This window comes from Streptomyces sp. NPDC031365, from assembly GCF_055569765.1.
Genome location: NZ_JBVIIM010000005.1, coordinates 191,375 through 205,845 on the forward strand (window position 1 = coordinate 191,375; position 14,471 = coordinate 205,845).

Sequence of the window (14,471 nt, forward strand, 5' to 3'; positions counted from 1 at the left end):
GCACGGTCGACTGACCGCCCCGGGCCGCCGTCCTCACCAGCGGCCGGGCGCGTAGTCCTTCAGGAAGACGCCGTACAGGTCCTCGCCCGCCTCGCCGCGCACGATCGGGTCGTAGACACGGGCCGCGCCGTCGACCAGGTCGAGCGGGGCGTGGAAGCCGGCGTCGGCGAGCCGAAGCTTGTCGAAGTGCGGACGCTCGTCGGTGATCCAGCCGGTGTCGACGGAGGTCATCAGGATGCGGTCGGTGTCGAACATCTCCTGCGCGCTGGTCTGCGTCACCATGTTCATGGCCGCCTTGGCCGCGTTGGTGTTGGGGTGCCCCGCGCCCTTGTAGCCGCGGTCGAACACGCCCTCCATCGCGGAGACGTTGACGACGTAGGCGCGTCCTGTGGACGCACGGCGCGCGGCCTCGGCCATGGCCGGACGCAACGCGCTGATCAGAATGAACGGCGCCGTGTAGTTGCACAGCTGGGTCTCCAGCAGCTCCACCGGGGAGATCTGCTCGATGGTCTGGACCCAGGTGTTGGAGTCGACGACGTCGGGGACCAGGCCGCCCGCGTCGATGGCGGTGCCGTCACGGTGCCGGAGCACGCTGGCGTTGCCCGCGACCAGGGCGAGATCGGCCACCTTCTGCGCGTCGAGTCCGCTGACCCCGACGGGCAGCGCGGTCAGTCCGTCCACCGCGCCGGAGTTGAAGGCGCCGATGACGTGGTGGGCGGGCAGCTCACCGGCCGGCAGCGGGGCGCTCTCGCCCTCGACGAGCGCGGCGTACGCGGACGGCAGGCGGCGGACGGTCTGGGTGGCGTTGTTGATCAGGATGTCGAGCGGGCCCTGCTCCGCGACCCGGTCGGCCAGCGCGACGGCCTGGGCCGGGTCGCGCAGGTCGATGCCGACGACCTCCAGGCGGTGCATCCAGTCACCGGAGTCGTCCATCGCCTTGAAGCGGCGGATGGCGTCCTTGGGGAAACGCGTGGTGACCGTGGTGTGGGCGCCGTCACGCAGCAGCCGCAGCGCGATGTACATGCCGATCTTGGCGCGCCCGCCGGTGAGCAGCGCGCGCTTGCCGGTGAGGTCGGCGCGGGCGTCGCGCCGCGCGCGGTTCTCGGCGGCGCACTTCTGGCAGAGCTGGTGGTAGAAGTAGTCGACCTCGACGTAGCGGGTCTTGCAGGTGTAGCAGGAACGGGGGCGCTGGAGTATGCCCGCGATCCGGCCAGGCTCCACGCGGGAGGAGGGCAGGATGCCCTCGGTCTCGTCGTCGATGCGCTCGGCGGAGCCGGTGGCGGTGGCCTCGGTGACGGACTTGTCGTGAGCGGTCTTGGCGGCCCGGCGCTCCTGGCGGCGGCGCTGTTTGACCGTGCGGTAGATGTGCGAGGTGGCCCGGCGGACCAGGATCGCGTCCGGGTGGTCGACGTCGAGTGTGTCGAGTTCCTCGAGCACGCCGAGGCAGACGGCCAGCCGCTCCGGGTCGATGCCGGGCCCGTGCACCACCGCGTCCGTGGCCCCGGGGCCGTCCTGTGTCACCGTCATCGCCGCTGCCGTTCCCGCTCTGCTGTCGCGGCGCTCCGTTCGCATCCGCTGTCGAACGGCGGATTTTACTTCAGCGCCGGGCCGCAGCACCAAACCGCGTCCCTCACTGGTCGCAGAGGGCGGTCAGTGTCGTCACCTCCTCGGTCAGAGCGTGGGCCAGGCGGTCGAGGTCCGGGACGGCCGCACCGTCGGCGACCAGGCCGTAGTGGACGCGCCCCCGGTACGTGGAGACCGCGACCGCGAGGGAGTGGCCGGGGGCCAGCGGCGCGAGCGGGAACACGGCGCCGAGGGGGTCGCCGCCGAGCTTCAGTCCGAAGCCCGGCAGCGGCACGCTGGTGACCAGGACGTCGAACCAGAGCCGGGCCGCCTGGCCGAGCAGCGGTCCGCCGAGCCGGTGACCCAGCGGCGGCACGTGGTCGGCGAGCAGAGCGACGGCCCCCGCGCCCCGGTGCGGACCGGCGTCCTTGTTGCGGTCCATGGCGGTACGGACCTGCGTGAGCCGGGCGAGCGGGTCCCGCTCCTCGACGGGGAGCCGTATCAAGTACCCGGAGAGCCGGTTGCCCTGAGGGTGAGCGGTGCGCGGCCGGCGCCGAGAGACGGGGATGAGGGCGCGCGGGGCGACGCCCTCGCTGCCGTCGCCTCGCTCGTCGAGCCAGCGGCGCAGCGCGCCGGCGACAACCGCGATCGTGACGTCGTTGACGGTGCCGCCGGCGCCCTTGCGGATGCGGTGCACCTCGTCGAGGTCGACGGCCACGCCGGCGGTGCGGCGGGTGCCGCTGGGCGCGCAGGTCAGTGCGGGCGAGGAGCGCATGTCGAGGGTGGAGCGGGCGACGGCGGCGCCGATGTCCAGGGCCCGGCCCGCGTCGGACAGGGCATCCCGGACCAGGCCGGGCACCTCGCGCACGTCCGGGAGCAGGCCACGCGGGGGCGGGGCGGGTCGCGGCCGGGGCGTGGGCAGGTCCATCGGGTCCATCAGCGCGGCGGCGAGGGTGAGGGCGCGCAGCCCGTCGGCGAGGGCGTGGTGGAACTTGAACAGGACGGCGAAGGAGACACCGTCCTCCCCCGGCAGTACATGGGCCTCCCAGGGGGGCCGGGCGCGTTCCAGCGGGCGGCCCATGAGCCGTCCGGCCGCGGAGTGGAAGTCGGCGGCCGGCGGGTGCAGCCGGACGTGGTCGAGGGGGTCGAAGCCGGGGTCGGGCTCCCGGGTGGCGCCGCCGAAGGCGAGCGACCGGCGCACTGTGGAGGCGAGTGGCTGCCGGAGCGCGGCGGTGAGGGGTTGGCCGGAGTCCGGCCAGGCGCGGCGCAGCGCCGACAGAGACTGCCGCAGGCCGAGCGGCTGCCACGTGTCCCGGATGCGCATGCGCAGTCCGGGCACAGCGGCTGCCCGGGAGGCCAGCAGGTCCGCAGCGTGGGCCGCGGCGGACGGCGAGCCGGCGGAGAAGACACCGAGCGCCGCGAGGTGCATCGGGTGACCGGCGGACTCGATGTTCCAGAACGCCAGGTCGAGAGGGGCCAGCGGGTCTGCGGTCATGGGCGGGGCCTCGCATCGATGACGGGAACGGATCAACAGTCAATCGCTCCCGGCCGATTACGGTCAAGTACGATCTGGCTACACATAGTTAACAGCATGTGACGGCGACATTCCTTCCACCGGCACGGCGGAAGGGGCGGGGCCATGGGGCGGACGCGGGGCCCGGCGGCGTATGCACCGCTCATGGGCGACAGACGCCACCCGGACGGGTGCGGCCCGTCGGAGTAGAGGTTCCTCGCGCGAACGCCCGGCAGAGCGGTCAGCCGGCCCTCGGCATCGGTGCCCTGGGCGTTGCACCGTGGTTCCCCGGCACGCCGGCGCGCGCAACCCCGTCGAGCTCGGAGAGGTGGTCGCCGGTGACAGGCCGACGCGGGCCGGCGTCGACAGGACCGCACCAGCGCCTACGGCACCCGCTGCCCCTTGCCGAGCGCGATCACGCCGCCCTTGGACACCGTGTAGAGCTCCGCGTCGCGCCCCGGGTTGACGCCGATGGTCGCGCCCGGCGGCACCTCGACGTTCTTGTCGAGCACCGCCCCGCGCACCACCGCACCCCGCCCCACATGCACGTTGTCATGCAGCACCGACCCCTGCACCACGGCCCCCGGATCGACCACCACGCCCGGCGACAGCACGGAGCGCGTGACCTGCCCCCGGATCAGACAGCCGGCGCTGATGATCGACTCGCTCGCCATGCCGCCCGCGTTGAAACGGGCAGGAGAGAGCTGGCCTGAGTGGGTGTACACGGGCCACTGGCGGTTGTAGAGGTTGAAGGCGGGACGCTCGGCGATCAGGTCCATGTGCGCCTCGTAGTACGCGTCCAGCGTGCCGACGTCCCGCCAGTAGCCCTGGTCGCGGCTGGTCTCGCCGGGCACGTGGTTGGAGCTGAAGTCGTACAGGTGCGCCTCGCCCCGCTCGGTGAGCTGCGGCAGGATCGACCCTCCCATGTCGTGCACCGAGTTCTCGTCCTCGGCATCCCGGTGGAGGGCCTCGATCAGCGCCTTGGTGGTGAAGAGGTAGTTGCCCATGGAGGCGAACACGCATTCGGGGTCGTCGGCGAGTCCGGGCGGATCGGCCGGTTTCTCGAGGAAACCCTCCACGCTCATTCCGTCCGGACCCGGGGTGATCACGCCGAAGGCGGAGGACTCCGAGCGGGGCACCCGTATCCCGGCCACCGTGACCCCGGCGCCGCTCTCGATGTGCTGGGCGAGCATCTGGCGCGGGTCCATGCGGTACACGTGGTCGGCGCCGAACACGGCCACGTACTCGGGCTGTTCGTCGTAGACCAGGTTCAGCGACTGCAGGATGGCGTCGGCGCTGCCCAGGTACCAGCGCGGGCCGAGGCGCTGCTGCGCGGGGACGGGGGTGACGTAGTTGCCCAGCAGGCTGGACATCCGCCAGGTGGTGGTCACGTGCCGGTCCAGCGAGTGCGACTTGTACTGCGTGAGCACGCAGACGCGCAGGATGTCGCCGTTGACCAGGTTCGACAGGACGAAGTCGACCAGGCGGTAGGTGCCGCCGAAGGTGACCGCCGGTTTGGCGCGGTCCGCCGTGAGGGGCATCAGGCGCTTGCCCTCGCCGCCCGCCAGCACGATTCCCAGGACCGAAGGACCACCACGACGCATGGCCGCTCCCCTCACGCCGAATTTTCCCAAGACTGCCCCCAACACGCGGGACTAAGCCTGTTTGAGGATCTCCTCGTAGAGTCCGGCCGTGCGCCGGGCCACCGCGTCCCAGCCGAACTCCGTGACCGCGCGCTCCCGGCCCGCCTCGCCCATCCGCCGTGCCGTGGCCGGATCGCCGAGGACGGAGTCGAGCGCCCGCGCGAGGCCCGCCTCGAGGTCGTCGTCCGCGTCCACGAGTACCCCGGTGGAACCGTCCGCCACGACTTCCGGGATACCACCGACCCGGGAGGCGACCACCGCGGTGCCGCACGCCATGGCCTCCAGATTGACGATGCCGAGCGGCTCGTACACCGAGGGGCACACGAACACGGCGGCATGGGTCAGCAACTGGATCACCTCCGGACGCGGCAGCATCTGCGGAATCCAGTGCACCCCTTCACGGACCCGGCTCAGCTCCTCGTACAGCTCGCGGAACTCCCGGTCGATCTCGGGCGTGTCCGGGGCCCCGGCGCACAGCACGACCTGCGCGGCCGGGTCGATGCCGCGTACCGCCCGCAGCAGATGGGGCACGCCCTTCTGCCGGGTGATGCGGCCGACGAACAGCACGTACGGGCGGGAGCGGTCCAGACCGATCCGGTCCAGGGCGTCGGTGGCGGGATCGGGGTGGTACAGGGCGGTGTCGATGCCGTTGTGCACGATGTGCACCCGGCCGGGGTCGAGGGCCGGATAGCAGCCGAGGATGTCGTCGCGCATGGCACCGGACACCGCGATCACCGCGTCGGCGGCCTCGACCGCGGTGCGCTCGGCCCAGCTCGACAGGGCGTAGCCGCCGCCGAGCTGCTCGGCCTTCCAGGGGCGCAGCGGCTCCAGCGAGTGTGCGGTCATCACGTGCGGGATGCCGTACAGCAGCTTGGCGAGGTGGCCGCCGAGATTGGCGTACCAGGTGTGGGAGTGGACGAGCTCACGGCTCTGGAGGGCGGCGGCCATGGCGAGGTCGGCGGAGAAGGTGCGCAGCGCGTCGTTGGCCCCGTCGAGCGCGGACCAGGGGCGGTGGCGGAGCACTCCGTCCGCCCGGCCCTCGCCCCAGCAGTGCACCTCCAGGTCCACCAGGGGCCTCAGCTCCCGGGCGAGGAACTCCACATGGACTCCCGCGCCGCCGTACACGTCCGGGGGGTACTCCCTGGTCAGCAGTCCCACTCGCACGTGTGAACCCCCTGTAAGAACGGACGTTGTCCTCATGGTCACCCAGATGGGGCGCGTGGGGAAGAGCGGGGCGGCCGTACGAAGCAACAGTCCCCGCAGACGCCCCCGCCGGGCACCCGGTAGTAGAGACAGCAGCTGCGGCGCAGGTAGGCGGTGCCGGTGAGGCTTCCGGCACCGGCGAGCAGGGGATCCGCGAGGAGTTCACGGGCCAGGGCGCCGGCCCGGACGGCGACGTCCGTACGGCCGTGGCGGCGCCCCCAGCGGTCCAGCTCCCGGGCGGCACCCGCGAGCGCGGAGGCCGCGTTGCCACGCAGCAGACCGGGCGCGAGGCGGTGGCTGCGGGAGCGCAGGGCCACGGCGAGGGGCTCGAGGTGGCCGTGCAGCACCAGTTCCGCGATCGTCGCCGCGTCGGCGGGCAGCGGCCGCACCTCGGTCAGCCACAGGTCGTCGGGGGCGCTGCCCTCGGGGTCCCAGCACAGAAGCCGCGGGGCGAGGTCGGGGACGGCGCCGTACAGAGCGGCACAGCCGAGGGCCACCGACCACAGCCGCGCGGCGAGCCCTTGCTGGGCCACCGACGCGGCGACCCGCGCCTCGGGCGTCCGCAGGGCGCCGGCGACCCTGCGGACCCGCGAGGCCAGGGCGTCGTCCTGAACGTCCGGGCGCCCGGGGCCGTATGCCCGGGCGAGCGTGGGCAGGCAGCGGCCGGGAACTCCCGCCGTGCGCAGTGCGTAGAAACCACCGAGGCGATGGAGGGCGGTGAGCCGGGGGTCGAGGTCCACGACGTGCAGTAGTACCAGGCCCCCTAGGGGGAGCAACCAGGGGCCCTCCGTCTCGGGGCACCCACCCAGGGGATGACGGGGCTGTCGTCGTACTCCATCGGCAGTAGGACTTATTGAGTGCTCAGGGACGACGACGGGAACAGCCCGGCACGGCATCGTGTTGGTTATGAAGGCCGAACGTTCGCCGCGCCGGGTCCATCGCCCCGGCCTCACGCAGAGGAGCAGCCGATGAGCGCCCTCGCGTTGTCCGTGCTGCTGTCGTTCGTCTCCGCCGTGGCGTACGCCGGCGGAGCGATCGTGCAGGAGCAGGTCGCGGTGTCCTCACCCGGCACGCAGCAGTACGCACCGCTGCGCCGGCCGGGCTGGTGGGCGGCGGTCGCGCTCAACGGCCTCGGCGGACTGCTCCACGTGGTCGCACTCGCCTATGGCCCGCTGAGCCTCGTCCAGCCGCTGGGCGCGCTGACCATCGTGTTCGCGCTGCCGATGGCCGCGCTGTTCGTCGGCCGCAAGGCCGGGGCGACGGCGTGGCGGGGCGCCATCATGGCGACGGTGGGCCTCGCGGGTCTGCTCTCGCTGGTCGGCTCGGCGGACGCGCAGTCGCTGGACAGCGCGCAGCGGGTGGCGGCAGCGCTGGGCACGGCCGGTGCGATCGCGGCGCTGATGATCGCGTCCCGGGCCGTGCACCGGCATCCCGCGGTGCGCAGCATCCTGCTGGCCACCGCGTCCGGTGTCGCGTTCGGCATGTCCTCCGTCTTCACCAAGACCGTCGCGGTCGACTGGACGGGCGGGGTCTCGGCGGCGAACCTGCCGTCCCTGGCGGTGATCGGCGTCCTGGCCACGGCCGGCATGCTGCTGTCCCAGGCCTCCTACCGGGGCGCCGGCCTCGCGGCCCCGCTGGCCACGCTGACGGTGGTGAACCCGGTGTTGGCGGCCGCGGTCGGCATCACCATGTTCGGCGAGACCTTCCGCTACGGCGCAACGGGCACGGCGCTGGCGCTGAGCTGCGGCGTGGTGGCAGCCGGTGGGCTGATCCTGCTCACGACGGAGCGGCTGGCACGCGAGCAGCAGGAGACGGCACGGGCGGCCGGTACCGGGGTCCGCGTACCGGAGTCCGGGGCCGAGGTGGTCCCCGCCGGCCGGGCCGAGGCGGAGCCCGGCGAGCAGTCCGTGGCGGACCCGGCCGAGCTGCTGCTGGCCGGACTCACGCTTCCCGAGGACGTGCGGCTCCCGGCCCTCCCGGTGCCGGCGGTGGACGACCGGGTGGAGGGCACCGACCCGGCACCGGTACCACTGGTGTCGTACGGGCCCTTCTACGGCGGCCCGTACATTCCTGTGCCGGCGGTGGACCGGCACAGGACCCGCATCACATCCTGACGCCGCCCGCCCTCAGGTAGGCGACGGGGTCGACGTCCGATCCGAAGCCGGGCCCGGTCCGCACCTCGAAGTGCAGATGCGGGCCCGAGCTGTTCCCGGTCGAACCGGAGCGTCCGATGCGCTGACCCGCTCCGACGGACTGGCCGCTCTTCACGGAGATCGCCGACAGGTGCGCGTACTGGCTGAAGCGTCCGTCGGTGTGCCGGACCACTACCTGGTAGCCGAACGACCCCTCCCAGCCCGCGCTGACGACGGTGCCGGCCCCGACCGACTTCACGGCCGTACCGGTGGGGACGGGGAAGTCCACGCCGGTGTGATAACCCTTCGACCAGGCGGAACCCGCCTTGTGGTACGGCGTGCCGAGGGCGGCGCTGACGGGCGCGACGCGTTCGCCGCCGGTCTGGGTGGAGCGGTCGGCACGGTCCTCGGTGCGCTGCGAAGCGGTCTTCTTGTCCGTTCTCTTCTCTGTCTTCTTCTCTGCTTTTCTGTCTGTTTTCCTGTCTGTTTTCCTGTCTGTCTGCTTCTCGGTCGGCTTGGCCGGACTCTTCTCCGTCTTCGGCGGACTCACGGGGGCGGTCTTGGCCGTCCCGTCGGGCAGGGCGAGACGCTGGCCGGGCACGATGAGGTCGGGATCGGCGCCGATGGTCGAGCGATTGGCGTCGTAGAGCCCCCGCCAGCCGCCCCGGAGACGCTCGTCCTCCGCGATGCCGGAGAGGGTGTCGCCGCGGACCACCGTGTACATCTCGGCGCGGCCCGCGCGGGACTGGGGCGTGGTGTGCGGTTTGACGTCCTCGACGGAGGGCCGGGCGGACTTCTTGTCGTCGCCCTGCTTGCTGTCGGCCCTCTTGTCGGTGGCCGGCTGGATCTGGAGGTCGGGGGTGTCACCGCCCCGGGCCAGTCCGGCCCGTACCGAACAGACCGGCCAGGCGCCGGGCCCCTGTCCGTCGAGGACCTTCTCGGCGACGGCGATCTGCTGGTCCTTGGTGGCCAGATCCGCACGCGGCGCGTACCGGGCGCCGCCGAACGCCTCCCAGGTGGACTGGCTGAACTGAAGCCCGCCGTAGTACCCGTTGCCGGTGTTGATGTCCCAGTTGCTGGTGGACTCGCAGGCGGCGACCTTGTCCCAGGTCTCCACGTCGGCGGCCTGAGCGGCGCCGGTGCCCATGAGCGGGAGCGCCATCCCGGCACCGCCCGCGGTGACGGTGAGCGAGGCCCGGTTGATCCTGTTCGGCTGATACCGGCGGTGCCGGCCGCGCACGGCCATGGAATCCCCCTCGACAATGCGTCAGGAGGGGCAAAAGTAAGCGCTGCGAACCAGCCGTGACAAGGCGGCAATCGGCCGCACGGATGCGCCAGATGGCCGGGAACTTTCCCCCGTTGCGCCCCCGTTGATGCCACTGGGAGCGTGCGCGCGGGCGGGTGTGCCCGTCCGCGGGGGCGCGCCGGTGCGTGCGCCGGGTGGGCGCATCGGGCGGGGTGCCGGGCACGGCGGCTGAGTACGGCGGGGGCCTTCGCCCGTATGTGCCTGCGCGGGGCCGGGCGACCCGCGCATGCGCACGCAAGTGCGGCACGTCAGGATGGTCGACGGCAGGACTGGGCGCCGACCGGCAGTACCGCGGCACCGGCAGTACCCGCGCACCAGCAGTACCGAACCAAGGTCACTAGGAGCCACCCCAATGAGCAGTTCAGCGCAGATCGGCGTCACCGGGCTCGCGGTCATGGGCCGCAACCTCGCGCGCAACTTCGCCCGCAACGGCTACACGGTCGCGGTGCACAACCGGACGGCGGCGCGCACCCACGCGCTGGTGGAGGAGTTCGGGAGCGAGGGCAGTTTCGTGGCGGCCGAGACGGCCAAGGACTTCGTGGCGGCGCTGGAGCGGCCGCGGCGGCTGGTCGTCATGGTGAAGGCCGGTGAGCCGACGGACGCGGTGATCGAGGAGTTCGCTCCCCTGCTGGAGCCCGGCGACATGATCATCGACGGTGGCAACGCGCACTTCGCCGACACCCGCCGCCGGGAGAAGGCACTGCGCGAGCAGGGCATCCACTTCGTCGGCATGGGCGTCTCCGGCGGCGAGGAGGGCGCGCTGCACGGGCCGAGCATCATGCCCGGCGGTCCGAAGGAGTCGTACGACTCGCTCGGCCCGATGCTGGAGAACATCTCCGCCAAGGCCGCCGACGGCGCGCCCTGTGTGACGCACGTGGGTCCGGACGGCGCCGGGCACTTCGTGAAGATGGTGCACAACGGCATCGAGTACGCCGACATGCAGCTGATCGGTGAGGCCTACCAGTTGCTGCGGGATGTCGCCGGGTACTCCCCCGCCCGAATCGCGGAGATCTTCCGGACCTGGAACACCGGCCGGCTGGACTCGTACCTGATCGAGATCACTGCCGAGGTGCTGTCCCACGTGGACGCGGCGACGGGCCGGCCGTTCGTGGACGTGGTGGTGGACGAGGCGGAGCAGAAGGGCACCGGACGCTGGACCGTACAGATCGCGCTCGACCTGGGCGTGCCGGTGTCCGGCATCGCCGAGGCCGTCTTCGCCCGCTCCCTCTCCGGCCACGCGGCGCTGCGTGAGGCCTCACGCGGGCTGGCCGGCCCGAAGGCCACGCCGATGAGCGAGTCGGAGGCGGCGGCGTTCGCGGACCGGGTGGAGCAGGCGCTGTACGCGTCGAAGATCGTGTCGTACACCCAGGGCTTCCACGAGGTCGCCGCGGGCAGCGAGGAGTACGGCTGGGACATCGACCTCGGCGCCGTCTCCGCGATCTGGCGCGGCGGCTGCATCATCCGCGCGGCTTTCCTGGACCGTATCCGCGCCGCGTACGACGCCCGTGCCGACCTGCCGAGCCTGCTGTCCGACGAGACGTTCGCACGGGAGATCGCCGACGCGCAGGACGACTGGCGCGCGGTGCTGATCGCGGCGACGCGCCAGGGCGTGCCGACCCCCGGTTTCGCGGCGGCGCTCGCCTACTACGACGCGCTGCGCGCGGAGCGCCTGCCGGCCGCGCTCACCCAGGGGCAGCGCGATTACTTCGGCGCGCACACCTACCGGCGCACGGACCGCGACGGCTCGTTCCACACGCTGTGGGGCGGGGACCGGTCGGAGGTGTCGGCGTAGGTAGGCAGGGTCTCTGTCCGGGGTGGCTCCGCCCCGTCTGCGCCGCGTGCCGGCGATGGGCCAGCGGGACGCATGCCGAGCGGTGAACGCGGGACTCCGGAACGGTCCCGCAGCACACCGAGGCCACCGACCGTGGCGGACCGGGACCTTGCGCGCTCCGCCCCGCCGTCGCCGCGATGGCGGGGCGCCGCCCTCGACCGGCTCACCGCCCGGTGACCCGGCTCAGCGGCGGCCCCGGCTCCGGGTTCGGCACCGGTTCGGGGCCCGGGGGAATGGGCGACGGGGACGGGCCGGGGGGATCCGGGGGCGGTGAGGGCGGCTGCGGGCCTGGACCCGGCGGAGGCGGCTGCGGGCCCGGCGGAGGCGGGGGTGTGGGTGTGGGAGCCGGTCCGGGGGGCGGCACCGGGGGTGAGGGGTCCGGGCCCGGGGTGGGTCCCGGAGTGGGGCCCGGCGGGACCGGATCCGGGTACGGGTTCGTCATGGCGCGTGTCCTCCGGACTGTCGGTCGACGTCGGCTCTGGACTACTCCCCCGCCTACCCGACGGCCGCCGCTCCAGTCACCCGCCCGCGTGAGGGTGTGGGGCCGGTCGGCTCATCCGGGCCCGCCCCGCTACAGGAGGCCCGCAGCCGCCGCGAGTCCGAGGCGGGGGCTGGACAGCACGGGGACCGGGGCGGTGGTGAGCCGCTCGGCCGGGGCCATGGATGCTTGGGCGAGGACGATCACATCCGCGCCGGTGACCGCGTCGGCCGCGTCCGCGACGCGGCGTACGTATGCCGCCGCGTCGCCCGCTTCGAAGCGCTCCCAGGCGCCCTCGACCAGCACGGTCCGCACCTCGACGGGCCGCCCTGCCCGGGCGGCCTCCTCCTCGATCAGGGCCACGGTCGGCCGAAGGGTGCTCCCCAGCGCGGCGAGCACGGCCACACGCTGCCCGACGGCCACGGCCGCACCCGCCATCGGCCGGTCGACGCGCAGCACGGGAACGCCGGCTGCGGCGGCAGCCGCCTCCGCGATTCCGCCGATCGTCGAACAGGTGCACAGCACCGCCCCTGCACCACCGGCGACGGCTTCCCGCACCCTCACCCGTACGGCACCGGCGACGGCGGCGGGACCGGCCGTGCGGGCGCGTGCCAGCAGTTCCTCGGCGACGACGTGCCTCAGCTCGAGCCCGGGACTGTCCTCGTCGCGCAAGGCGTCGAAGACGGGCACGTGGACCGGTGAGGTGTGCAGAAGTGCCAGCACGAGCAGCGCTCCGCGCCCTCAGAACCGCTCGGGATGCGCCGTCAGCCACTTCTTCGCCGCCCGGATCAGCTCCGGACCGGCTGTCGGGGCCTGCTCGGGATGGCGTTCGGCCCACTTCACGACGTACGGGCAGAGCGGGGCGACGGCGCTGTCCTCGCGGGCGGCGAGAGCGTAGAGCCCGTGGGCGAGTGAGCCCGCGATGCCCTTGCCCTCGTGGGCCGGCTCCACGACGGTGTGCACCGGCACGAGGGCGCGGGCGGGGGCATCAAGGACGAAGTACTCGACCCGTCCGACCACCTCACCGTCCGCCACGGCTTCGAGCCGTCCCACCGCCCGGTCGTCACGGATCTCTATGTCACCCATGGCCACGTCACGCTCCTGCCTCGGTTGCCTTGCCCCGGTCCACGCCGGTCAGGCCGTGGCGACGGCCCCCGGGCTGCGCTCCTGGTCCGATCCCGGCACCGGCTCGGAGGGGTCGGCGCCCAGGGCCACGATGCGGTTGTCGGCGTCCACGTGCACCACCCGGGGTTCCAGCGCCCGCGCCTCGGCGTCGGTCACCTGAGCGTAACTGATGATGATCACCAGATCACCGGGGCGGACGAGATGGGCGGCGGCCCCGTTGATCCCGATCACCCCGGACCCGCGCTCGCCCTCGATGACGTACGTCTCCAGCCGGGCCCCGTTGGTGATGTCGACGATGTGCACGAGCTCGCCGGGCAACAGATCGGCGGCGTCGAGCAGCTCGGCGTCGATCGTCACGGATCCCACGTAGTGCAGGTCGGCCTGGGTGACGGTGGCGCGGTGGATCTTGGACTTGAACAGAGTACGCAGCACTTTGGACTCCCGGAAGGCAGCTCCCTGCCTGCTTTCTGCAGGTCAAGGGCGGTATCACTCTACAACTGGCACGCGCCTGACTCGAAGATTGTGAGGAACATCGCTTCACTCCGGTAAGCAGGCTCTTGCCTGGGCTTCAGCGCGAACACGGCTGTTGTGGCTCGTCGAAGGTGCACGCTCTTCGCGGAACGCGTGCTGCAGCGTCCCGTGACATTCAGCGCCGAGTGGCAACCTCCCCGCGAACCGGAGCCGGGGGCACGTCTCACGTACGCCCCGGCGCTGGTGCTGCGCCCCCGGGACCGAAACGCCCTGCCGAATTTCTACGACCGGATCGCTGACAGCGTGGCCTCGGAGGCACACGCGCCACTGGCACTGGCCCGCAACTTCGTACATCCGCGCGCCGAAATCCGAGAGGCCCACGCCCCCGACCGCGACACCCTGGACATGTGCTGGCCCGTAGCCAACGCGGTCCTGAACGACCTCGCCGACTCCCAGCCCAAGGCAGCCTGATCACCCGAACCGCACCGTCCCGCGGGCAGCTCGTCAGACGAGTCTGAGCGCGGGGCGGCCGTCCGGCATCCCCAGCAGCTCCCGCAGTCGCGTCCTCCGCTGCCGCCCAACCGCATGACACCATCGCCGCAGTCCCCCCACCCCGGGAGTGTAAGCGCCGAAGAAGCTCAATGCTTCAACTGCACCCGAGTGAGCCGCTGAAGGACGAAGAAGGAGCCTCGCTGGCGAACCAGCGAGGCTCCTCCGGGTGCGTGCTCATGAACCCAGCGCCGCCATGCTTCACCCACCGCCAAGATCCGGACCGTTTGCGGGCCGTCGCATTTCGGAAACCTCAACGCCTACCTTCTCCGCTGATCAAGTGCAGTGCAGTTGCTGCGCCACCAGCAGACGGCAAGCCTTCCATTGCCCCCACGCCGTGAATCAGGCTGCTTCCCAGAGGGCGGCGTCCAGGATCCGGGCGGCTTTGGTGATGCTGCCCGGCATCAGGTGCCGGTAGGTGCTGTGCGTCTCCTCGATGGACTTGTGGCCCATCCATTCCGCGACGCAGGTGATGGGGATCCCGTTTCCGAGGGCGTTCGAGGCGAAGTAGTGGCGGAAGCCATACATCCCGACACCCTCCTCCGGCGGGAGGTCTTTGAAGAGCTCCTCACAAGGACGACGTGCGTCCACGCACCGACCTGTCGGGCACCGACATCGCTCTGGTTCGGCACGGTTCCCTTTGGCCATCGGCCGGTC

Annotated in this window: 12 protein-coding genes and 1 pseudogene; 3 read left to right on the forward strand and 10 right to left on the reverse strand. The window is 72.3% G+C overall.

Annotated features, from left to right (window positions below; translation table 11 throughout):
• Nucleotides 1–33: 33 nt before the first annotated feature.
• From ACZ5C2_RS10960 to ACZ5C2_RS10980, 5 genes are all read right to left on the reverse strand, one after another.
• Nucleotides 34–1,527, reverse strand: coding sequence for an SDR family NAD(P)-dependent oxidoreductase (locus ACZ5C2_RS10960; RefSeq protein ID WP_468788914.1), 1,494 nt, complete (start codon nucleotides 1,525–1,527; stop codon nucleotides 34–36).
• Between the two features lie 103 nt (nucleotides 1,528–1,630).
• Complete coding sequence (locus ACZ5C2_RS10965; protein ID WP_468788916.1) at nucleotides 1,631–3,058, reverse strand: wax ester/triacylglycerol synthase family O-acyltransferase; 1,428 nt, start codon at nucleotides 3,056–3,058, stop codon at nucleotides 1,631–1,633.
• Nucleotides 3,059–3,459: 401 nt separating this feature from the next.
• Nucleotides 3,460–4,680, reverse strand: coding sequence for a glucose-1-phosphate adenylyltransferase (gene glgC / locus ACZ5C2_RS10970; RefSeq protein WP_468788918.1), 1,221 nt, complete (start codon nucleotides 4,678–4,680; stop codon nucleotides 3,460–3,462).
• Nucleotides 4,681–4,731: 51 nt separating this feature from the next.
• Entirely contained in the window at nucleotides 4,732–5,883 is a 1,152-nt protein-coding gene (glgA, locus tag ACZ5C2_RS10975) for a glycogen synthase (protein WP_468788920.1), read from the reverse strand.
• Between the two features lie 38 nt (nucleotides 5,884–5,921).
• Entirely contained in the window at nucleotides 5,922–6,662 is a 741-nt protein-coding gene (locus tag ACZ5C2_RS10980) for a (2Fe-2S)-binding protein (protein WP_468788922.1), read from the reverse strand.
• A gap of 228 nt (nucleotides 6,663–6,890) precedes the next feature.
• On the opposite strand from ACZ5C2_RS10980, the gene ACZ5C2_RS10985 reads away from it, so the two are divergent.
• Nucleotides 6,891–8,036 carry a DMT family transporter gene (locus ACZ5C2_RS10985; RefSeq protein WP_468788924.1) on the forward strand — a complete coding sequence of 382 codons (1,146 nt, stop codon included), beginning with the start codon at nucleotides 6,891–6,893 and terminating at the stop codon, nucleotides 8,034–8,036.
• Here ACZ5C2_RS10985 and ACZ5C2_RS10990 read toward each other — a convergent pair.
• A complete protein-coding gene (locus ACZ5C2_RS10990; protein ID WP_468788926.1) occupies nucleotides 8,026–9,300 on the reverse strand; it encodes a transglycosylase family protein in 1,275 nt (424 codons plus the stop codon). The genes ACZ5C2_RS10985 and ACZ5C2_RS10990 overlap by 11 nt on opposite strands.
• Nucleotides 9,301–9,712: 412 nt before the next feature.
• On the opposite strand from ACZ5C2_RS10990, the gene gndA reads away from it, so the two are divergent.
• On the forward strand, nucleotides 9,713–11,152 hold the full coding sequence (gene gndA / locus ACZ5C2_RS10995) for an NADP-dependent phosphogluconate dehydrogenase (protein ID WP_468788927.1): 1,440 nt from the start codon (nucleotides 9,713–9,715) through the stop codon (nucleotides 11,150–11,152).
• Nucleotides 11,153–11,762: 610 nt separating this feature from the next.
• Here gndA and ACZ5C2_RS11000 read toward each other — a convergent pair.
• Genes ACZ5C2_RS11000 through panD form a run of 3 tightly spaced genes read right to left on the reverse strand, consistent with a single transcriptional unit; the run spans nucleotide 11,763 to nucleotide 13,226 of the window.
• Nucleotides 11,763–12,392 carry an aspartate/glutamate racemase family protein gene (locus ACZ5C2_RS11000; protein WP_468788929.1) on the reverse strand — a complete coding sequence of 210 codons (630 nt, stop codon included), beginning with the start codon at nucleotides 12,390–12,392 and terminating at the stop codon, nucleotides 11,763–11,765.
• An 18-nt stretch (nucleotides 12,393–12,410) separates the two neighbouring features.
• A complete protein-coding gene (locus tag ACZ5C2_RS11005; protein ID WP_468788931.1) occupies nucleotides 12,411–12,755 on the reverse strand; it encodes a GNAT family N-acetyltransferase in 345 nt (114 codons plus the stop codon).
• 48 nt (nucleotides 12,756–12,803) lie between these two features.
• The gene (gene panD, locus ACZ5C2_RS11010; RefSeq protein ID WP_468788933.1) at nucleotides 12,804–13,226 is read right to left on the reverse strand and encodes an aspartate 1-decarboxylase; all 423 of its coding nucleotides are present in this window, start codon (nucleotides 13,224–13,226) and stop codon (nucleotides 12,804–12,806) included.
• 207 nt (nucleotides 13,227–13,433) lie between these two features.
• On the opposite strand from panD, the gene ACZ5C2_RS11015 reads away from it, so the two are divergent.
• On the forward strand, nucleotides 13,434–13,736 hold the full coding sequence (locus tag ACZ5C2_RS11015; RefSeq protein WP_468788935.1) for a hypothetical protein: 303 nt from the start codon (nucleotides 13,434–13,436) through the stop codon (nucleotides 13,734–13,736).
• A 420-nt stretch (nucleotides 13,737–14,156) separates the two neighbouring features.
• Here ACZ5C2_RS11015 and ACZ5C2_RS11020 read toward each other — a convergent pair.
• Nucleotides 14,157–14,378: pseudogene (locus ACZ5C2_RS11020) on the reverse strand (tyrosine-type recombinase/integrase); the annotation flags it as partial.
• Between the last annotated feature and the right edge of the window lie 93 nt (nucleotides 14,379–14,471).